Genomic DNA, 21,694 nt, shown 5'->3' with positions numbered 1-21,694 from the left:
TGTCAAGGGAAAGCAATGGGTAAACGTCAGTTTCATCCAGTGGAACCAAATTCTTTTACGAAGTTCTGCATTATGGCTGCCTTTTATTCGAAGTCATCCAGCTCTTCGTCCCACTCGCCTTGTTACTGATCCTCTTCAATCAGAAGTTTAAGTACCTGCCGTACCTGTTCTCCACCAAACCCTCGCCGCATTAAATAGGCGCCCGTTTTACGTTTGCGATCCAGCAGCTCGCCATGGGTTTGCTGCCATTTTTTCCTCCCGACCGTCAGCGCACTCTCAAGTTCCGCATCCGCGCTAATCTCGCCCAACGCCTCTGATATAAGCTCAGTGCCTATTCCCTTTTGCCTCAGTTCCTGCTTAACCCACAATCTTCCCTTCTTATGGCTCGTCATTCGCTGTTCCGCCCACATCTTGGCATAGAGCGCATCATCTACGAGGTTATCCTTCTCCAAGCGCTCCAAGGTTGTCTCTACACTATTCTGCTCAAAGCCTTTTTGCTGCAGACGCTGTGAAATTTCCTTAGCCGTTCTGGGTTTTCGGGACAGATGATTCAGTGCCTCTACGTAAGCGCGCTGCCGTTCATCTGCAACAATAATTTCCTGCAATTCCTCCTTGCGAAAAACATTGCCCTTCAACAAGCGGTATTTCAGCATAACGTCCTCATGAACGGTCATCTGATAAGGCCCAAATGCGATCTGATAGCGGTGTTTGGGCTTTCTCAGCATCTCGACCGAAGTTACGATCAGATCCTCATTATCGGGAAAATGTCCAATACCTGAAGTTTCCTCCTCTTCAGACACTCCCATATTCTCTTCTTTCATAAACGCTCCTTTCACTTCAGCATCAATATCCTGGCAAAAATATCCGAGCGATTCCTCGATTAAGTTAAATGCAAAGAAGACCGTCAGGCGTTACAAACACCGGACAGTCCTCAACACTGTAAAAGCTCAAACCGTAATTACTACTCTACCTTAAACAATTCCTGCTCCTCTATTTCATCTTGTTCCTTATCCTCTGCGGAAGGCTCAGGAACAGCCGTGGTCAGGTTGCTTGCTTCACGGATTTTATTCTCGATTACACTCGCGATTTCCGGATGCTCCTTCAAGAATTGCTTCGCATTCTCACGTCCTTGACCCAGACGGTCGCCAGAATAAGAATACCACGCACCACTCTTGTCTACGATATCCAGTTCCGTTCCGATATCAATCAGGCTTCCCTCTCTAGAGATGCCCTCACCGTACATAATATCTAGCTCAGCCTGTTTGAAAGGCGGCGCTACCTTGTTCTTAACAACCTTAATCCGTGTGCGGTTACCCACCACATCGTTACCCATCTTGATGCTCTCAATCCGGCGCACGTCCAAACGAACCGTGGAATAGAACTTCAGAGCACGTCCGCCCGGAGTAGTCTCAGGGTTACCGAACATAACACCAACCTTCTCACGAAGCTGGTTGATAAAGATGGTAATCGTTTTCGACTTATTGATGGCACCCGACAATTTACGAAGAGCCTGAGACATCAGACGAGCTTGCAGACCCACGTGGGAATCACCCATATCGCCTTCAATTTCAGCTTTCGGCACAAGCGCAGCAACCGAGTCAATAACAATAATATCTACGGCACCACTGCGTACCAATGCTTCCGCAATTTCAAGCCCCTGTTCACCCGTATCCGGTTGGGAAAGCAGCAATTCATCAATATTAACACCCAGTTTGCTTGCATACGATGGATCCAAGGCATGCTCGGCATCGATAAATGCAGCTTGTCCGCCAGCCTTCTGAACTTCAGCAATAGCATGGAGGGCTACTGTTGTTTTACCGGAGGATTCCGGTCCATATACTTCAATAATCCGGCCTTTAGGCAAACCGCCGGTTCCTAAAGCTATATCCAACGCCAACGATCCACTTGGCACAATCTCTACCTGCATATGGGTGGACTCACCCAGTTTCATGATGGAACCTTTACCGAACTGTTTCTCTATCTGACGAAGCGCCATCTCCAGCGCAGCACGACGATCTGACAATTGTTCCACAACCCTTCACTGTTGATAGTCATATCATACCTTGTTTTGACACGTTTGCCAAGCTTTTTTTCGAACATACATTCGTTTTTTTTATTCGGCGCTCCTTCCCTCCCATGCTCTGAACCCTATGTAAAAAAGAAGAAGAACCGCAGCAATATCATTCGATATGCCACGGTTCTTCCGTACTTCACATTATACTCGGAACCATTCTTCAATTCAAGAACAGCTACCAAGACAGGTGTAAATAATTTACTTTTTATCAAAAGCGGCTTCCTTCGGCTTAGGGGGAAGCTAGGCCTGCTTGGAGGCAACGAGACGCTGCCAAAGCCGATACAGCAGCGCCTTGGTTGCACGGAGCCGGATCGTCTCACGGTTGCCCTGCAGGTGCAGCTCATGCACTTCCGTTTCTTTTCCCCGTTCGGACAATCCAATGTACACAAGGCCAACGGGCTTGCGTTCGGCGTAACCTGGACCTGCTACACCTGTTACCGACAAACCAAAATCACTGTCGGTCACCATCCGGACATGATCCGCAAGCGCCTCGGCAACCTCCGCACTGACAGCGCCCGGCGCATCATCACCTTCAAGCAGCGCATGCGGGATATGTACAAGCTTCTCTTTGATCTGATTGGTATAACAGATGATTCCGCCCAGAAACATCGAAGCACTGCCGGGAATGGATGTCAGCGCCTCTGCCACGAGCCCTCCGGTACAACTCTCGGCCGCGCTCAGCGTCCAGCTTCGATCTGCCATAAGGTCTACAATGACCTTCTCAATCGGCACGTCCTCGTTGGCATACATAAACTCAGGACCTCTCTCCTGAATTCTGGTCTCCAGCTCATTCAGCCGGACCATAGCCTCAGACTCACTCGCTGCCTTCGTGGAGATCCGGACCGTAACCTCCCCTTCCTTGGCATACAAGGCGATGGTCGGATCCGTCTGTGCGGTTATCAGGTCCTCCAGCCGCTGATCAAGTGCGGATTCCCCAATGCCTGCGAACTTGAGCATCTTCGAGTAGATGGGGAGCTCGCCGGTCAGGACGTGCTGAAGAAGCCAGGGCTTGGCCTCCTGCTCAAACATCGGGATCAGTTCTTTTGGCGGCCCGGGCAAAACAATATAATGAGTGCCTTCAAAAGAAATAGCATTTCCCACGGCAAGCCCCGTCTCGTTAGGAAGCGGTGTACCTCCCTCGATGGCCAGAGCCTGACGCCGATTATTCTCCGTCATCACAGATCCCCGGTCATGGAAGAAACGTTCGACCCGGTCCATGGCCATCCGGTCAATATGCAACGACCGGTTCATATAGGAAGCTAAGGCATCCTTCGTCAGATCATCCTGTGTAGGTCCGAGGCCGCCGGACAGAAGCACGATATCAGCTCTGCCGCTGGACAGCCTGAGGGCCTCCTTGAGCCTCTCCATGTTATCCCCGACAACCGTTTGATAGTACACATCGATTCCCATTGAAGCAAGCTCTCTGGACAAGTACTGGGCATTGGTATTGACGATCTGTCCTAGCAGAAGTTCTGTACCAACTGCAATGATTTCTGCTTTCATGATTAGTCGATCCTCCTGTATCTGCTGTCTCTACTGTATCTGCACATTCTATTCAACTTCATTATGTTCTTACGCTCACGGAAGAAAAAAGCAATAGGATTGCTCCTATTGCTATTATGCCCCGGTACCTTTGAGAAGGTGCCTGTTCTGGACAAAATATTCGATTCCCGAATATAGCGTAATAATCGCAGCTGCCCAGATGGCAATGACATCAAACGGAATCCCCATAAACACAAACGGGAAATTGTTGATAAGAAGCGCAACAATTGCCACAATCTGAATCACCGTTTTGATTTTTCCCGATTGGCCTGCTGCAACAACGGAACCCTCCAGAAGCGCAATCTGCCGCAAGCCAGTAACCGCGAATTCCCTGCTGATGATGACAACAGCAATCCACGATTCGCATTTTCCCATCTCTACGAGCGATATGAGTACGGCGGCCACCAGCAGTTTGTCAGCCAGCGGATCAAGAAGTTTTCCCAGGTTAGTCACCATATTGTTTTTTCGGGCCAAATAGCCGTCAATCCCATCCGTGCTCGCAGCAAGTATAAAGATCAGTGCCGCAATCAATTGGTTATATGGCAGGACAAAATCATTCCACACAATGGGGGCCGGGTAAAAATCAAAATCCACCAGCAGAAAAATCATCATGACAGGAATCAAGCAAATCCGGGCCAACGTAATACGATTGGGTAAATTCATGGGGCAACCTCCCTTGCAACGGGTTGTCTAGCTAACTTGGCAGACCCCGCAGCAGTTAACCTGCCGCAATTCAACAGGGTCGCTCTTCCCAAGAGCCTAAAGGGTTTGAAGCGTGAATCGCTGTCTGTCATATTCATCCCCCAGTAATCTATGTATACGTTAATCCTTATATATCGTGTTTTAGTATAATATTTCAGTTGACACCCTGTCAAAAGAAACAAACCTGCCATTCAATTCGCATTCAAGCCTTTACCCTATAGGCGCGCGCTTATTTAAAATTGGTAAATTGGAGGTCCAGCGTAAGATCTGCTTTACGAAGCAGCTGCATGATCTGCTGAAGATCGTCCTTGTTTTTTCCGGTTACCCGAATTTGATCCCCTTGAATCTGGCTCTTTACTTTCAGTTTGGAATCACGGATCAAAATGTTGATTTTTTTAGAGTTTTCCTGATCTATTCCCTGTTTCAAGGTCAAGCGCTGTCTAACGGTACCCATAGAGGCCGGCTCAATCTTCCCGTACTCCACATTTTTAAGCGACAATCCGCGTTTAACCATCTTGGTTTGCAAAATATCAATTACTGCGTTGAGTTTATACTCATCGTCAGATGCAATGACCAGTGCTTCCTTGTCAATCTTCAAGCTGCTCTTGCTGCCCTTGAAGTCAAACCGGTTCTCAATCTCCCGCTCCGTCTGATTAACCGCGTTTGTAAGTTCCTGCATATCCATCTTGGATACGATATCAAATGAATTTTCTGAAGCCATGGTGAATCCTTCCTTTCATCAATCATATTGCTTCTATTATAGGTAAAACTCCGAGCCAAGTCTAATCATGTACAATGCATGTCTTATGTATACAGGAACGAAAAAGACTCCGTTCATCACCAACCATCTGGTGACAACGAAGCCTGCTCCGTCAATTGCTAGCTTGCTCATCACGCACCGGACGGCGGAACATACTCAGGATGCCGAGTAATATATGAGCCAATCCAAAGCCTAATATGCCATATCCCCAGTCACTCGGAATTAGATAGTAACCCAAGAGGCTGACAATAACGCCTAATCCGAATACAATCCAGTTGACCGTCAAGATGGCCTCACCTCTTTCAGGAAGTGAAATAACAGCATGCAGCTGCATGCTGTTATGATCTCCTGGAGTAAAGGGAATTATTCCCCGCCTGTGGTGTCAGCGGAACCATCTGCGGACTCCAGCACGATGCGGGAAGTCGTTTTTCCATCCGTTACAGGCTGACCGCCAACCGTGATGGTGGTTGCAGCGGAATTGCCCGATTTCACGTACAACCCCTGGCTGTCCAGTTCGAAGCTGAGCGCAGCTCCGTTCTCAAGCATTTGGAAAGCCAATTTCTCGCCGGAGGCGTTGTTGCCGCGGTATACCTCTACCCAGCTCTTTCCGTCACTGGTGGCCGTAATGTCCACCTTAACCGCAGAACCTGTTACTTTGAATACGGTGTTCTTGCCTTCCGTCCGGTCCTGCGTCACCGTCGTTTCCCCAGGCGTTGTATTCCCCGGTACATCTGTATCCGTACCATCCGTACCCTCAGTGCCGTCCGTTTCCGTTCCTTCACCGTCCGTACTCTCGCCAGGCGTATCACCCGGGTTGTTCTCTCCGCCTTGTGCTCCATCACCTGGCGTCGTAGTATCCGGGTTTTGCGAATTCTGTCCTGGATCGGTCTGAGATTGGTCGTTGTTGCTTACCGGCGGGTTTTCATCTTTGGGCTCATTCGAATTGATCGCTACCAAATAAATGACAACGACGATCAGAATCGGAAACGTCCACATCAGCAGCGTCGGCAGCCATTTCATGTTCCGATCGGCTGAAGGTCTGCTGGCACGCTTTTGAATAACCGGCTCCATTGTCGCTTCCGGTTCTGATTTGGGAACGTCCTGTTTATGTCCTTCAAGCAGTTCGTCCGGGTCAATCCCCACCGCTTCTGCATAGGATTTGATGAATGCCCGCACGTAAAAACTGCCGGGAAGTACTTTGTAATCCCCTGCCTCGATGGCTTCCAAGTATCGCTTGCGTATTTTTGTCATTTCCTGCACGTCATCAAGGCTCATTCCTTTTTGTAGACGCGCCTCCCTTAATTGCTGTCCCAGTTCGGACATGCCATCACCTCCTACTTTAGAATTTCGTGGTCAAAAAAATATTATAAATCGTCACTATAAGAACCCGTGAACGTATCATAAACGATTTCCTCATCCGGATTGTTTCGCAATTCGATTATAATATCGAAATCCTCATAGGAATATTCGGATTCACGAACAAAAATGTCCGGATGCTCAATCACCTTCGTGCTATCCATCCCCATAATATCCTGTAAGAGCTGATAATGGCGCTCGTTCGAACGGATAGTGCTGACAATCCCGTCAATGATAAAAATATTGTTTGAATTCATCTCATCCTCGGACAGCTGACTGCGAATCGTTTGCCGAAGCAGCGTAGAGGAAACAAACGTCCAGCGTTTCATCGCACAGACACTGCCTGCAATAATGGACTCCGTTTTGCCGACGCGGGGCATCCCGCGAAGACCGATGACCTGATTTCCTTCCCTTTTGAACAATTCACCCAAAAAGTCAACAAGTAAACCGAGCTCATCGCGTGTAAAACGGAAAGTTTTACGATCATCCGAGTCCCGGTCAATATATCGTCCATGTCGGACAGCCAAAATATCGACCAGTTTAGGGGGTCTCAAGGCTGTTACCGTAATATTTTTCATCTTGTTCAGCATTTTGCCCATCAGAATGATTTTCTCTTCATCATCCGTCTCAAGGAGCATACCTCGGGTTTGGCCTTCGACGCCGTTAATTGTCAGGATGTTCACTTCAAGCATACCGAGCACAGATGCAATATCACCGAGCAAACCTGGCCGGTTCTTATGTATCTTGTATTCCATGTACCATTGATTCGATTCCACAAAGACACCTCTTTGCACTTCTTTTCCATCAATATTCGACAAATTCCAGCTAAAAATGCACGCAAAAACAGGTCAAATTAAAAATGGATCACGTTAATGATATATAAAATAAAAATGAAAGGCAAGTATTAACGGTAACATGAAAATCACATTCTTTTTTCTTGACAAAAAGCCCCCGTTATCGGGGGGCTTTTTGGATGTGGGTTATGCGTTGTTCTTGGCCAATCTCACCATCAGACGGGCGATAACGTGGCGTTCTTCCTCGTTACCTACGTCCCACAATTCTTTCAGTGCCCGGTTGGATGAGTTTTGCGGGTCTACCTTCTCATCCAGGAAGTCGCCGATCTCAAAAGCCAGCTGAGAAATCGTGTCTTCGCTCATACCTGCTTTTTCGGCTTGAACGACGCGCTCTCCCAGAAATTTCTTCCAGGAATCAAAGTTTTTGATTACGGATGACATGAATTAAATCCTCCTTTTGCATGGTGGCAATCAGATTTAAAGTAACAATAGTAATATGTCCCCGTAACCAGAACCTTATGAGTGGTGAATTGCACCACGAACGAATATCAAGTCACCCAGCCGCCGTTCGGACTGATCACTTGGCCGGTGATGTATCCCGACTCAGGCAGCGCCAAAAAATATACCAACGAGGAAATCTCATCAGGCTGTGCCAGCCTGCCGATTGGAATCTCCTCTTCCAGCATGCGGATTTCATCCGAATCCAGATGTCCCAGCATCGATGTATCCACCGCACCGGGCGCAACGGCATTCACCGTAACGCCGGAAGGAGCAAGCTCCTTCGCCAGCGCCTTCGTGAAGGCATTTACGCCGCCTTTGCTTGTGGAATACAACACCTCGCAAGATGCACCCGACAGCCCCCAGATCGAGGATACATTAATGATCCTGCCGAACCGCTGGGAAATCATGCGTCCCATGAACGCCTGAGAGCACAGAAACATCCCCCTCAGGTTAATCGACATCAAGGTGTCCCACTGTTCTTCCGTGGCGTCAGACAGCAGCCCGTAATGGGATACACCAGCATTATTGACCAGGATATCCGGCTCCATGTTATGACTCTGAAGTTTCTCCTTCATCCGGAGTATTTGCTCTTTGTCCCGAAGATCGGCCGATACGGTCAACACCTTCGCTCCGTAAGACATACAGCGGCGGGCCACTTCATTCGCCGCCTCATGCGAATTCATGTAGTGAATAACCACGTTCATGCGAACCGAGGCAAAGCGCTCCGCAACGGCTGCCCCAATGCCTCTGCTCGCCCCCGTAATCAGTACCGTCATTTCCCCGATCGGCTTCAATTCTCTTCCCATGTCTTGCTTCATTACGGACTCACGACAATGGATACAGCCAGTTGATCCCAGTCGACATGCTCTTGCAGCCGACGGTTAACATCGTCTACCGTAATGGACTCATAAACCGGCAGAACCTTGAAGAGATCCGCTCCACGGAACTGATAGCGTGTAAATTCATGGGCGATGTTCTCCGGAGAATTGAGCATCCGTAAATAACCGCCCATTTTCTTTTTGCGGGCCCGTTCAAAATCCGATTTCTGGAATCCGCTTGCTTTCAGTTTATCCACCTCTGTGCGAATGCGCGCGAGCAGCTGATCCGGATCCTTGGTATCACCGCCAACTGCAGAGAATGCATATTGCGGCGCACTGTTGTATTCATGGCCAAAACTGTCCGAAATCAAATCCTCATCATACAGCTTCTGATACAACTCGGTGCTGGAGCCAAACAAGAGATCCATCATCAGCTTCGTGGTCAAATCGCGGTGCAGCTGCTCTTCAGCTGGTAATCCGACCTGCTTCTCCTTAAAGCCAAACAGGCATTTCGGCAGTGATACAGCCAGGCGGCTCTCTCTGCGCTTCTCTTCGACACCCTGCGGCTCCGGATCAAAAATACGCTCAATGGAGCCTTGCTTGTCATACGATTTTCCCGCCTGATTCGATCGGACAAGGTTCATCGTTTCCTCAGGATCCACGCCCCCAACCACAAACAACAGCATGTTGCTCGGGTGATAGAAAGCATTGTAGCACGTATACAGGTCTTCCTTCGTAATCGTTCCGATGGATTCCACCGTACCGGCGATATCAATGTGCACCGGATGCACCTTGTACATCGCTTCAATTAAGCCGAAATACACACGCCAATCGGGATTGTCCTGGTACATGTTGATTTCCTGCCCGATGATGCCTTTTTCCTTCTCCACGTTCTGATCCGTAAAATAAGGATTCTGAACGAAATCGATCAAGGTCTCCAAATTTTCATGGATGTTCTCCGTTGCAGAGAAGAGATATACCGTCTGGTCAAAACTTGTGAAAGCGTTCGCGGAAGCTCCGTTGGACGCAAACTTGGCAAAAATATCACCCTCCGGCTCCTCGAACATTTTGTGCTCAAGGAAATGCGCTATGCCGTCCGGCACCTGCGTCTCAGACTCGCCTTCGACCTTGAAATGGTTATCCACAGAACCGTATTTGGTTGCAAAAGTCGCATAAGTCTTCTGAAAGCCGGGTTTAGGCAGCACATACACATGCAGACCATTATCCATCACTTCGTAATACAGCGTCTCCTGCAGGTTGTCATAATGAATGCTCTCCACCGGCTACTCCTCCTTTTGGCCTTTCAGGAAATAGATCGTATCCAGGGAAAATGCCGAAGCTGCCTGCTTCACATCTTCCACTGAAATGCCCTCCACCTGATTCAGCAGCTCATCCGGCGTACGTTCACGGCCCGACAGCGTGCGGTTGAAATCATAGGCGATCATCTCAAAGGCCGAATCCTGCATTTCTTTAATGACATTCCGAATCATCGCCTTGGTCTGCGACATCTCGATATCGGTGATGGCACCCTTGGCCATGTCATCGAGCTGCTGGCGAATAATCTCTACAGCCTTCTCGAAATTCTGAACCTCGATCCCGGACTGAATGGTAGCAATCCCTTTATGACCGTCATAGCGGGAAGAGGCATAATAGGCCAGGCTCTCCTTCTCCCTCACGTTGACAAACAGCTTCGAATGCGGGTATCCGCCCAAGATTCCGTTATACAACAGCGCGGCTGCGTACTCGTCATCTCCGTAAGTAATGGTGCTTCTAAGCCCCATATTGAGTTTGCCCTGATTTATCTCAAGCTTCTCTACAACCGTCTGCGTCCCGCTCGCGGCGGTCCGCGTGGAAGAAGGAACATAGTCCTTGCTTCCCGTGCGGTTGAGTTTAAAATGCTCTTCTACGAGCTTTTTGACCTCATCAAGACTCGTATCTCCGACCACATACAGATCCAGAACGGATTCATTGAGCCAATTCTGATAGGACTCATACAGTCCTTCCGGGGTTATTCCGTCCAGATCCTTCCGTTCGCCCAGCGGATGCAGCCGATACGGCTCATTCTTGCACATCACCTCAATACAGCGCTCCGCAGCATAACGAATTTTATCATTAACGATAGATTCCAGCTTTTTGCGAACCGTGTCACGCTCGGTTTGTACATAGGATTTGCGAAATACGCCGTTCTCCAGCACGGGCTCGGTAAAGGCTTCTCCCAGGAAGGCAAATGAGGAGCGCAGCAGACTCTCGGGACTTTTTACAAAAGAATCATTAATCGTATCCATACGGAAGTGCACGATTTGATAATCGCCCCGCTTATATACATCAAAACCAAATCCGGCGCCGTACAGCTGCTCCAGCTGCTCGCGGAAAGCCCTTGTTTCCGGGTAGGAAACCGTTCCTCTTCGCAGTACAAAAGGAGTGAGCGCCGTGGATGTCACCGTATCTTCTGCTAACGGACTTCCGGCGTAAAGCGATATCGCAAATGTCTTGAATCGGTTCGTCGGGAGAACGTGAATCCGTATCCCTCCGGCTGTTCCGTGTTCAAATTCCGTTTTCGTCAAGGTCCATATCCCCTTACATCATGGATTGTCGTTGCCATAATTTACTTCATAATTAACTTTCATTCTAACCCATCGCAAAGTGAAGAAGCAACCGAAGACAGGCCCCGGTTGCTCTAATTAACGGCTTACATACAGAAGATATGCTGGCCAATGGTTTTGACTTGAGGACGCGTCCAGATCCATTCCGAGGTAGCTGTTTTCGGGTTGAAGTAGTAGAGACAGCCCCCTGTCGGATCCCAGCCGTTCAGTGCCTGCTCTACAGCTTTCCGAGCTTGCTCGTTCGGCTCAAGCCATATTTGACCGTCAGCCACCGCGGTAAATGCTCTCGGTTCAAATATAACCCCATGAGGGGAGTTTGGAAAACTTGGCGATTTCACCCGGTTGATAATGACAGCCGCTACCGCAACCTGACCTTCAAACGGCTCTCCGCGAGCTTCGCCATATACGGCATTCGCCATAATTCTCAAATCATTCTCGGAAAGCCCCATTGTATTCGAAGAGGCTAGGTTGTTATTGGTGCCCCCGTTGTTCGCTGAACCACCGTTGCCGCCTGCACCAGCAGCTGCTCCGCCTTCGTGAAGCTTGGGAGCGGTTGGACGGAAATCCTTGGTTGCATTGTACAGTTTAAGCTTGACCTTCGGACCGACAACGCCATCCACCTTCATACCGAACTCCGATTGGAACCATTTGACGGCCCCTTGAGTCTTGGAACCAAATACACTGTCAATCTTCCCGTGATAAAAGCCCAGGTACTTAAGACGCCCTTGCAGCTCATACACATCTTCGCCAGTCGAGCCGAATTTAATGGTCTGCTGACTGAAGGTTGGTAAAGCTTCCTGAAGATTCGTGTTGTCATCAGCTTTTAGCCTTCCCTGTGCGAAGACTGCCGCAGATAACAGAATCGCAATGCTTATCAGAATCCAGATTCTTGAGTTTTTCATGCTGTGCTCTACCTTTCTCTTGTGGTTTAACAAGCCTCGCTAACGTTATTATGACAAGCCTGCCAGTTTCCTATGCACCTATTCCCCAATGCCAACCGAAGGCAGCGTCTCATTTCAACACAAATAGAGCCATTCCTAAGTCGGAACGGCTCTTGGCGCTAGAATATGATTCAGCGATAACTACCCCTGGCTTCTGCTAAGTTCTACACACGCCATGACAAGCGCACCCACGCCGTGAAGATCATTCTCGCATTGCTGCCTCTCCACATAATGCCGGTAATCTCCAACCCCGGTGCCTATGCAGATCCTGGGCATAACCAGATGCCCCAGCTCATTGTAATATACGGAATGAACGAGGCCGTTATAACCTTGGCGTGCATGCGACAGCATGGAGGGGTCGAGATAACCGAGACGTACTCCCTTGGCTAATGTATAAATGAACAAACTGGAGCAGGAAGTTTCCAGCCAATTATCCGGCTCATTCCCTTTATCCAGCACTTGATGCCATAATCCCGTTACCGGATCCTGATAGCGCACAAGCGCTGCACACAAATCGCGAAGTACTGGTGCCAGGTCCTCACGCCCTGAGTGGTCCTCAGGCAATAAATCGAGGAACTCCACAAGGGATAGCGCATACCATCCCAGAGCGCGTCCCCAAATTTCCGGTGACTGTCCGCTAACCGGATCTGCCCATGGCATCGTTCGGCTCTCATCCCAAGCATGATAGTATAATCCCGTTGTCTCATCCTTTGTATGGGAACGCATCAACCGCTCCTGAAACAGCACATCGTCAAATAATGGCGGCACTTTATACTGCTCCGCGTATTTCATGGTGAATACCCCGCCCATATACAACCCGTCCAACCACATCTGATAGGCATAACGATCCTTATGCCAATATCCGCCCTCCGTGGTCCGATTCAGTGTAGACAGCAGACGCAGCAGCTTATCGGCTGCTGCCCTATAGCGAGTCTCTGGGAATACCGAGTCAAGCTCCATCAGAAGCAATCCCGCTTGAACGGAATCGAGCTCCCCCCGCTCCAGCAGCAGATTGCCGCTCGCATCAACCAGATGATCCACATATCCTTTGATATATTTCAGATACTTCTGCTCGCGGCTAAGCTTCCATAATTGCGACATTCCAACCAGAAACACACCTTGATGATAATGCCACCGCCCTGCAGGCGGAAGCATCTCCGGCGAATACGTTTCCATGATGGATTGGCAAGCCCTGATGCCGAGTTCCAGCGGAGACAAGCTGGACTGAGCCTTATGCTGTACGGGATTTGACATACGTGCTCCTCCTTTTTTTGCTATACATAATCAAACGCTAGGGTTACAAAATAACGCCATCCTTAAAAATTGAAATCTCCCGAAAGCCGTTGCGTTCGTTTCGCGTCTGTTCAGCGCCCGATGCCAATTGAATCAACTCGTTCATTAATTCGCCATGAAGCTCATCCATGCTTTTCCCTTCCAGCAAAGCTCCTGCGTTAAAATCGATCCAATGCTTTTTACGGGCAGCTAGCTCGGAATTGGTGGCGATTTTTACCGTTGGGACAGGACCGCCAAACGGTGTGCCCCTGCCCGTCGTAAATAGCACGAGATGAGCACCGGCCGCTGCAAGCGCCGTAACCGAAACGAGGTCATTGCCGGGTGCTTCAATCAGGTTCAAACCCGGCTTGCTTGACCTGACGCCATAGTGAAGCACATCGGATACTATAGCCGTTCCGCCTTTTTGCGTACAACCGAGAGATTTCTCTTCCAGGGTCGTGATGCCCCCTTCTTTATTCCCGGGTGAAGGATTTTCATAGATTTCCTGTCCATGCGATACAAAATATTGCTTGAAATTGTTAATAAGTTTCGTCATTTCGTGAAATACCTGTTCGTTGGCCGCCCGTTCCATCAGGATTGTTTCCGCCCCGAACATTTCCGGCACCTCCGTAAGCAGCGCGGTTCCGCCATGGTCCGTAATGGTGTCCGCGATGCGTCCTGCGAGCGGATTGGCGGTGATACCCGAAAGACCGTCCGATCCCCCGCATTTCAGTCCGACTTTCAGCTTGGATAGCGGAACTTCCGTCCGCTTGAAGCCTTCGGCATAATCCACAAGCTCCGATATGAGGGAAAGGCCTTCCTCCAATTCGTCCTCCATATCCTGAGCCCGCATATATTTAATGCGATCCCTATTCTTATCCCCAATCATCGCCTGCATCTGATCGATCTGATTGTTCTCGCAGCCGAGTCCTATAACAAGCACGCCTGCCGCATTGCCATGCTGTGCCAGCGATGAGAGCAGGCGCTGAGTGTGGTTCAAGTCGTCTCCCAGCTGCGAGCAGCCGTAAGGGTGCGGGAAGTGGTACACCCCATCAATGCCTCTTCCTTGAAACTGCTGATCTGCCAGACGCGCCAACAGCTCGCAGGTTTTGTTAATGCAACCGACGGTATTGATAATCCAGATTTCGTTACGAATCCCAACCTCGCCATTTGCTCTGATATAACCTTGAAATGTTGGTGAATCAAGCACGGCGGAAGAAACTTCCGCCGAAGATTTAGCGTTGGGTTTATATTCATACTGGACTTCACCGGCAAGACCCGTCTTTAAGTTGTGGGTATGAATCCATGTCCCCGGCAAAATAACTTTCTTGGCAACCCCGATCGAATACCCGAATTTGTATACATGGCTGCCCGGCTCAATCATGCGAAGAGCAACCTTATGGCCTTTGGGCACATCCTCAGTTAACTCAATTGCGTGTTCCTTCCCGTTCAGCAGGCCGATAGCATGTTCCCCAGCCGTCAGAGGACGAAGCGCGATACCGACATCATCCTTGGTGTGAAGTATAACGATATCGCTCATGTCACTTTCAACTCCATTTCCTCAATATATCTGCTCACTGATTCATGAAGATTTGGCACCTCGTTCAAGTCAGCTTCCCATAATGCCGTGTTACCAAGTATGGAGGTTACAAGGTCAGGTATCGTCCATTCCTTGCCATCCACCTTACGCCATGCCTGGTGGAACAGCTCAAGGCTGGCAGGATCATCTCTTAACACAACCTGCTCGCCGTGAAGTCGCTTTCCATACCACTGACCGTTTATTTTCTCAGCATCATACAGCATGATTAAGGAAGCCAATCCCACTGTCATGACTTCGGGCAGTTGGTTGTACGTGCGAACGTATCCCATTAAACTCGGTAGAAGTCTTACCTTAAACTTGGAAATACTGTTCATGGCAATATCCTGGAGCTTGTGCTGAATATAAGGATTGCGGAATCGCTCCCACACCGTTTCCGCATACGCACCGACTTCCTCTAGCGGGAGAGGCACCAGGGGGACGATCTCCTGCAGCATGGCGCTGTGGATTCGCTCTCCCCATTCCTTGTTCTCTGCCATCTCCCTGACTTCATGAAAGCCCTGCAGCAGACCTATGGAAGCCATCAAGGTATGCGTACCATTCAGAATCCGTACTTTTCTTACCTGATACGGGGTCAGATCGGGTACCCAGCTTACCTGAAGTCCCGCCTTCTGCAAGGGCAGCCTGGACTCCAATGCCGGATCCCCCTCGATGGCCCAGAAGTAATAGGGCTCTGCCGTGTTCAGCAATCGATCCTCGCAGCCCCATTTGTCAAAATACGTCTGTGCCTCGGCCGGATATCCGGTTACGATACGATCCACAAGCGAGTTCAGGAACACATTATGCTCCACGACCCAGCTGCGAAAAGCCGACGGCAGCCCCCAGTCCTGCGCATGTCGGAGGACAATGGACTTCAATATGTCCCCGTTGCGCTCCAGAAGCTCACAAGGCAGCAACATCAATCCCTTGTCCGGCGAGCCCTCAAAATGCGCATAGCGGCGATATAACAGCATAGTCAACTTACCGGGATAGGACATGACAGGTTCGAACGGATTCCAGTCACTCTGCTGGTAGTCGAGACCTGCTTCCGTTGTGTTGGAGACTACCATATCCAGGGAATCCAGCTCCGCTATTTTTAGAAAATCCGCCCATTCGGTATAGGGGTCAATCAGTTCCGAGAATACCGGAATCCATTGTTCCTTCTCGATCTTCCGGCCATTCTGCAAACCTCGGGTCAGCAATCCGTAGATGCCTTCCTGTTCACGAAGCTGCTCCAGCTTGTGCCGCCCTCCCGGTCTTGGCTGACTCACGGCAATACTCCCCTGGAACAAGCCCTGGCGATTGCACTCATATATCATCCAGTCGAAAAAACCGCGCAAAAAGTTGCCTTCCCCGATCTGAAGCACTTTCACAGGATAGTTCATCATTGCCATATCTTGATGTACCCTTTCTTGATGTTTGAAGGAATCCCGTCCAATCCGTTTCCAAGAACGGTTTTCTCCTGTTTTTGTTTCCATCGCTCTAGCCTCCTTCCGGCTGCTCAAATCGGAAATAACTCTCTGCGTTGTTATAGCAAATATCCTGAACAATACCTCCGAGCCAAGGAATATCCTGCGGTGCTTCGCCCCGCGTAACCCAATCGCCAAGAAGATTACATAGAATCCGCCGGAAATACTCATGACGGGTGTAGGACAGGAAGCTTCGGGAATCGGTCAACATGCCGACAAATCGACTTAACAGTCCAATATTGGCGAGTTTGCTCATCTGATCCATCATGCCGTCTTTGGTATCGTTGAACCACCATGCCGAACCAAACTGGATTTTTCCAGGGATACCGTCACCTTGAAAGCTGCCGATCAGAGCGGCAAGAATGTCGTTATCTCGCGGATTAAGCGAATACAGAATCGTTCGGGGAAGCGACCGCTCCTGGTCAAGCCGATCCAGCAGCTTCACGAGAGGTACAGCAATAAGACTGTCATGAATCGAATCATATCCGGTATCCGGACCCAACTCACGGAACATCCGGGTATTGTTATTGCGATGGGCATTAATGTGAAATTGCATGACCCAGCCCAGTCTGGAATAGATGCGTCCCAGATGCAGCAGCGTATACGTCTTGAATTGTTCTTCTTCTGCACGGGAGACACCGTCTCCCTTAAGCGCTTTCAGGAATATTTCGGATGCATCGGATTCCGTAACCTCATGATAAGGCACATAATCCAGCGCGTGATCGGATACCCGTCCGCCAATCGAATGGAAGAATTCTGCACGCTGCTCAAGCGCAGCCAAGAATGCCGAATAATCTTCAATCTCCATCCCGCTTCGCTCTGCCAATAATCTCACCCAAGGCACAAACGTCTCTCGATTGATCTCCAGTCCCTTATCCGGCCGGAAGGATGGCAGCATTTGAAATCCCGTATTCTCTTCCTCTGCCAGCTTGATATGATATTCCAGCGTATCGACCGGATCATCGGTGGTACAAACGACCTTAACCTGGCTACCCGTTATCAATCCCCGGGTTGTAAAATCAGGCTCCAGCAAACGCTTATTCGCCGCCTCCCAGATGCGTGGTGCATTCGTTTCATTAATCATGTCATGGATGCCGAACAATCTTTGAAGCTCCAGGTGAGACCAATGGTATAACGGATTGCCAATTGTCATCGGAACCGTGCGCGACCAAGCCAAGAAGCGGTCATAGTCTTTAACACCCTGGGCTCCCGTAATGTAAGCCTCTTCCACCCCACCGGCACGCATAGCCCGCCATTTATAGTGATCTCCGTTAATCCAGGCTTCAGTCAAGTTCTCAAACCGATGATTGTCGTATATCATTTGTGGACTCAAATGACAGTGATAGTCAATGATTGGCATGTCTTTTGCATAGTCGTGATATAAAGCACGAGCCGTCTCGTTATGAAGCAAAAAGTGTTCATCCATAAAAGCTCTCATGATCTCACCGTCCATTTCTGTATATTCATCTACTATGTTACGGCATCATCAGTTGGATTTCTTCACTTTTATTGCGCTATTAACAGATAATTCAACATATCTTGCTTTGTTTTCTGAAGGAGAAGTTGATACAATATAAGCTGATTCATTCGAGGATTGTTTCATCCTATATGATATGAACGAAGCGGGGGCAAATGATGATGTCCAGTGATACCCGTACCGTCGCCTACGGAGAAGAAGAAGGGGAATTTTACTACCACCGCATTCATCGCACCAAACCCTTTGAACGAAATAACCATTACCATGGAACCTACGAAATTTACTATTTGGTATCAGGCGAACGCCATTATTTTATAAAAGAAAAGCTGTACTCCATTCGAGCCGGCGATTTAATTCTCATCAACAAATTTGACGTACATAAAACCTCCGGGCAAGGAGACCCGGAGCATGAACGTATCGTCATTAATTTTAGCGATTCTTTTCTGGGAAAAGGCCATCCGTTGCTGGCATCCGGATTGCTTGGTATGTTCAGCCAGGATACACCTTTGCTGCGGTTAACCATTCCAGAGCAGGACACCGTTCTGCAAATTTTGAACAAAATGGCTGATGAAATTACAGAACGCTCGGATTCCTATGAGTACATGCTTCGTGTATTGCTCATGGAATTATTGATCAAGACCCATCGGCTAATCCGATCAGCTTCCTTGCCTGCACCCGCCTCCATGAACCCGCTCCATCAGAAAATCACCGACGTGGTAAAACATATCCACGCCCATCATGCTGAAAAAATAACGCTGCAGCAATTATCCGAGACCTTCTTCATCAGTCCGTTCTATCTGTCCCGGATATTCAAAGAAATCACGGGTTTTACCATCATCAACTACCTGAATCTCACCCGCATTCGCGAAGCGCAGCGACTTCTGACGGATACGGATCTGAAGATCGTGGATATCGCTGAAGCGATTGGATTTGAGAGTTTAACCCATTTTGATCGGACCTTTAAGAAAATTATGAAAATGACCGCAAGCAAATACCGTAAATTCAACAGCATCTCTTGAAAAATTCAAAAAGGAAACGAGCCAGACCAAGCACCTCTTGGTTCGACTCGTTTCCTTTATTCTAGCGTGATGAATTCATTCAGCTCAACTGATACGATTCTGCTGCTGTTGGTACTGCTCCATCGACATGAGTACTTCCCGTGGCTTGCTGCCCTCATAAGGACCGATCACGCCTCGAGCTTCCATCGAGTCAATGAGACGGGCTGCACGGGTGTAGCCCACTCGCATTCTCCGTTGAAGCAGCGATACCGATGCCTGTTTCGCTTCCAGCACAATCGTCACCGCCTGCTCATACAGCTCATCCAATTCTTCATCATCGGAATTCGAAGATTCATCAATTTCAGGAACCAACGATTCGTCATACTCTGCCTGTGCTTGATCACGGACAAAATCCACAATGTTCTCTACTTCCTGATCAGTCATAAAAGCACCCTGCACCCGAATTGGCTTGGAAGAGCCCATCGGCATAAACAGCATATCCCCGCGGCCAAGCAGCTTCTCAGCCCCCGCCATATCCAGAATGGTCCGGGAATCGACTTGAGAAGATACTCCAAAGGCAATACGGGACGGAATATTCGCTTTAATGACCCCGGTAATCACGTCCACCGATGGACGCTGGGTGGCGATAATCAGATGAATTCCGGCAGCACGTGCCATCTGGGCAAGACGGGTAATCGCGTCTTCTACGTCGTTTGCGGCAACCATCATCAGATCGGCCAACTCGTCCACAATCACGACGATGTAGGGCAGTACCGCGGGCAAATTATCCTTCATCAGATTATTGTAACCCTCAATATTCCGTGTTCCGGACTTTGAGAATAACTCGTAACGCTTCTCCATCTCAACAACGATTTTCTTAAGCGCCAGCGAAGCCCGCTTCGGATCGGTTACGACCGGTGCCATCAAATGCGGAATCCCGTTGTAAACGTTAAGCTCAACCATTTTCGGATCGACCATCAGGAATTTAACCTCATCCGGCTTCGCTTTATACAGAATGCTGGTAATAATGCCGTTGATACATACCGACTTCCCTGAGCCGGTTGCACCTGCTACCAGAAGATGGGGCATTCGCGCCAGATTCCCAACAATCGTCTGACCGGATATATCGCGACCGAACGCGATCGACAGCTTCGATTCCGCTTCTTGGAAGGTCGGTGTCTCCATAACCTCCCTCATCGTAACGAGAGAGACTTCATTGTTCGGCACCTCAATGCCGATGGCCGATTTGCCTGGAATCGGTGCCTCCATCCGGATATCCTTGGCTGCAAGCGCCAATGCAATATCATCGGTCAGATTTACGATGCGGCTTACCTTAACCCCGATGTCAGGCTGAATTTCGTAACGGGTGACAGAGGGTCCTCTTACAACCTCCAACACCTTAGCCCGTACGCCGAAGCTTTCCAAGGTTGCCTCCAGCTTGCGAGCCGTTTGCATATAATCATTCTGGTCGCCACCCTTACCGCCATTGTTCGGTTTGGATAGCAGGCGGAATGGCGGCAGCTTGTACGGCTTGGGTGGTGGTGCAGGAGGTGCTGACGGTGCCTTACCAGCTTGGACGCCATCGCCCGCAACAGCTGTTGCATCCAGATCACCGCCGCCCGGCAGCTCATTGGCATCAATCGAGTTGGTACCGGCCGCTTTCCCTCCCGGCTCATCCTGAGCCAGAGGAGGCATCACGGCTTCCTGATCATCGTACTCGTCATCCAATCGTTCTTCTTGTTTCACCTGCTCGAAGAAATCACGAATAATCGGAGATGACGGAACCGAATCGACAGGAGGAGTCGCAGCATCCATAACTCCTTCAGGCTGATCCGAACTGTTAAACAGGACAACCTCGCCTTTCTCGTTAGTACCGTGCCCATTCCCCACTGTAAATACCGGCGCACTGTCATCAACAGCTTCCACTGCCTCTTCCGGTACTTCATTCCGCTTGTTGCCTTTGGAACTAAACAGCTGGAAGAACTGCGGCGCTTTGCGGCGCGGCAGCCTCATGCTCTCCATATCATCCAGATCATCATCATCCAGATCTTCCGGAAGCTGCATCCGTTGTTCCTTGGCATTTGATTTCGCTGCTGCTCTCGATTTCGTCTGCTGGCTGTTCACTTTCTTCTGAATCCGTTCTCCAGCTTTCACTACCCTCACACGGAACATGCGCATCAGATCAACATAGGACAAATTCGTTATCAGCATGAAGCTGATAAATAACATGACAATCATAATAAGTCTTGCCCCTATGCTACCAAACAGCATCAACAAAAAAGCAAACTGCAGGGCTCCAACGTAGCCCCCGCTGATATCTCTGCCCATCACGGGATGATGTCCATCATCGACCCCGCCATCAAGCAGTTCGCCTTGCAAATCACTATGTATCTGGCTCATCGCATTCGATGCATTCAATTGTCCGATTGGGGCCAACTTGGACTCCAAGCCTGCGATGCTGCTCATTAAAGTGAGCGACAATATCAGAAGAAGGACACCGGTACGTCTGCTGTTCCACCGCTTGGGCCATTTCCGGTGAATCATTACCATTAACCCGTAATAAATGCCGATCAAGGGGATGATAAAGTAGTACTTGCCCAGCAAATATCCCGACATCTTGGAGAGGGAGCGCCCGACCGGTGCTTCTCCGGATAAAGCGATGACCGAGAGTGTCATCAATACAATTCCATATATTTCATATTTCAATACTGCTGCAAAGGCTGCCTTCTTCTTCCTTTTCCGTTTTGCCAAAAGTGTCACCCCCGAATCCATATTATAGCATAATATTCGGTGGCGTACCTATGTTCTGTT

19 protein-coding genes are annotated in these 21,694 nt (G+C 49.3%); 1 reads left to right on the top strand and 18 read right to left on the bottom strand.

What is annotated here, in order from left to right; genetic code table 11:
* Positions 1–122: 122 nt before the first annotated feature.
* From WDY75_RS12075 to uxaC, 17 genes are all read right to left on the bottom strand, one after another.
* Entirely contained in the window at positions 123–821 is a 699-nt protein-coding gene (locus WDY75_RS12075) for a regulatory protein RecX (RefSeq protein WP_063480007.1), read from the bottom strand.
* A gap of 140 nt (positions 822–961) precedes the next feature.
* Positions 962–2,023, bottom strand: a complete 1,062-nt coding sequence (gene recA, locus WDY75_RS12070; RefSeq protein WP_006211253.1) for a recombinase RecA — start codon at positions 2,021–2,023, stop codon at positions 962–964.
* Positions 2,024–2,314: 291 nt separating this feature from the next.
* Positions 2,315–3,577, bottom strand: a complete 1,263-nt coding sequence (locus WDY75_RS12065; protein ID WP_063480008.1) for a competence/damage-inducible protein A — start codon at positions 3,575–3,577, stop codon at positions 2,315–2,317.
* 114 nt (positions 3,578–3,691) lie between these two features.
* A complete protein-coding gene (pgsA, locus tag WDY75_RS12060) occupies positions 3,692–4,279 on the bottom strand; it encodes a CDP-diacylglycerol--glycerol-3-phosphate 3-phosphatidyltransferase (protein ID WP_006211255.1) in 588 nt (195 codons plus the stop codon).
* Between the two features lie 268 nt (positions 4,280–4,547).
* Entirely contained in the window at positions 4,548–5,039 is a 492-nt protein-coding gene (locus WDY75_RS12055) for a YajQ family cyclic di-GMP-binding protein (RefSeq protein WP_006211256.1), read from the bottom strand.
* 151 nt (positions 5,040–5,190) lie between these two features.
* On the bottom strand, positions 5,191–5,364 hold the full coding sequence (locus tag WDY75_RS12050) for a DUF4175 domain-containing protein (protein WP_138917807.1): 174 nt from the start codon (positions 5,362–5,364) through the stop codon (positions 5,191–5,193).
* A 77-nt stretch (positions 5,365–5,441) separates the two neighbouring features.
* The gene (locus WDY75_RS12045) at positions 5,442–6,401 is read right to left on the bottom strand and encodes a helix-turn-helix domain-containing protein (RefSeq protein WP_338842145.1); all 960 of its coding nucleotides are present in this window, start codon (positions 6,399–6,401) and stop codon (positions 5,442–5,444) included.
* A gap of 41 nt (positions 6,402–6,442) precedes the next feature.
* Positions 6,443–7,210, bottom strand: a complete 768-nt coding sequence (locus tag WDY75_RS12040; protein WP_006211259.1) for a DUF3388 domain-containing protein — start codon at positions 7,208–7,210, stop codon at positions 6,443–6,445.
* Positions 7,211–7,414: 204 nt separating this feature from the next.
* Complete coding sequence (locus tag WDY75_RS12035) at positions 7,415–7,669, bottom strand: DUF3243 domain-containing protein (RefSeq protein WP_006211260.1); 255 nt, start codon at positions 7,667–7,669, stop codon at positions 7,415–7,417.
* A 107-nt stretch (positions 7,670–7,776) separates the two neighbouring features.
* Complete coding sequence (gene ymfI, locus WDY75_RS12030; RefSeq protein WP_036642113.1) at positions 7,777–8,547, bottom strand: elongation factor P 5-aminopentanone reductase; 771 nt, start codon at positions 8,545–8,547, stop codon at positions 7,777–7,779.
* Positions 8,547–9,827, bottom strand: a complete 1,281-nt coding sequence (yfmH, locus tag WDY75_RS12025; RefSeq protein ID WP_006211262.1) for an EF-P 5-aminopentanol modification-associated protein YfmH — start codon at positions 9,825–9,827, stop codon at positions 8,547–8,549. The genes ymfI and yfmH overlap by 1 nt, the downstream gene beginning before the upstream one ends.
* Positions 9,828–9,830: 3 nt before the next feature.
* On the bottom strand, positions 9,831–11,111 hold the full coding sequence (gene yfmF, locus WDY75_RS12020) for an EF-P 5-aminopentanol modification-associated protein YfmF (RefSeq protein WP_006211263.1): 1,281 nt from the start codon (positions 11,109–11,111) through the stop codon (positions 9,831–9,833).
* Between the two features lie 125 nt (positions 11,112–11,236).
* Positions 11,237–12,052, bottom strand: coding sequence for a spore cortex-lytic enzyme (gene sleB, locus WDY75_RS12015; protein ID WP_006211264.1), 816 nt, complete (start codon positions 12,050–12,052; stop codon positions 11,237–11,239).
* Between the two features lie 180 nt (positions 12,053–12,232).
* A complete protein-coding gene (locus WDY75_RS12010) occupies positions 12,233–13,345 on the bottom strand; it encodes a glycoside hydrolase family 105 protein (RefSeq protein WP_063480010.1) in 1,113 nt (370 codons plus the stop codon).
* 43 nt (positions 13,346–13,388) lie between these two features.
* A complete protein-coding gene (locus tag WDY75_RS12005) occupies positions 13,389–14,903 on the bottom strand; it encodes a UxaA family hydrolase (RefSeq protein WP_036642110.1) in 1,515 nt (504 codons plus the stop codon).
* Complete coding sequence (locus WDY75_RS12000; RefSeq protein ID WP_063480011.1) at positions 14,900–16,417, bottom strand: tagaturonate reductase; 1,518 nt, start codon at positions 16,415–16,417, stop codon at positions 14,900–14,902. Before WDY75_RS12000 ends, WDY75_RS12005 begins: the two co-directional genes overlap by 4 nt.
* 4 nt (positions 16,418–16,421) lie before the next feature.
* Complete coding sequence (gene uxaC / locus WDY75_RS11995; protein ID WP_063480518.1) at positions 16,422–17,846, bottom strand: glucuronate isomerase; 1,425 nt, start codon at positions 17,844–17,846, stop codon at positions 16,422–16,424.
* A gap of 194 nt (positions 17,847–18,040) precedes the next feature.
* Here uxaC and WDY75_RS11990 point away from each other — a divergent pair, with 194 nt between their 5' ends.
* Positions 18,041–18,904 carry a helix-turn-helix transcriptional regulator gene (locus tag WDY75_RS11990; protein WP_100086516.1) on the top strand — a complete coding sequence of 288 codons (864 nt, stop codon included), beginning with the start codon at positions 18,041–18,043 and terminating at the stop codon, positions 18,902–18,904.
* An 84-nt stretch (positions 18,905–18,988) separates the two neighbouring features.
* On the opposite strand, the gene WDY75_RS11985 is transcribed toward WDY75_RS11990, so the two are convergent.
* On the bottom strand, positions 18,989–21,634 hold the full coding sequence (locus tag WDY75_RS11985) for a DNA translocase FtsK (RefSeq protein ID WP_063480012.1): 2,646 nt from the start codon (positions 21,632–21,634) through the stop codon (positions 18,989–18,991).
* Positions 21,635–21,694: the final 60 nt, after the last annotated feature.

It is taken from the genome of Paenibacillus glucanolyticus (genome assembly GCF_037333485.1).
GTDB lineage: Bacteria > Bacillota > Bacilli > Paenibacillales > Paenibacillaceae > Paenibacillus_AQ > Paenibacillus_AQ glucanolyticus.
This window is presented reverse-complemented; position numbering and strand designations above follow the sequence as displayed.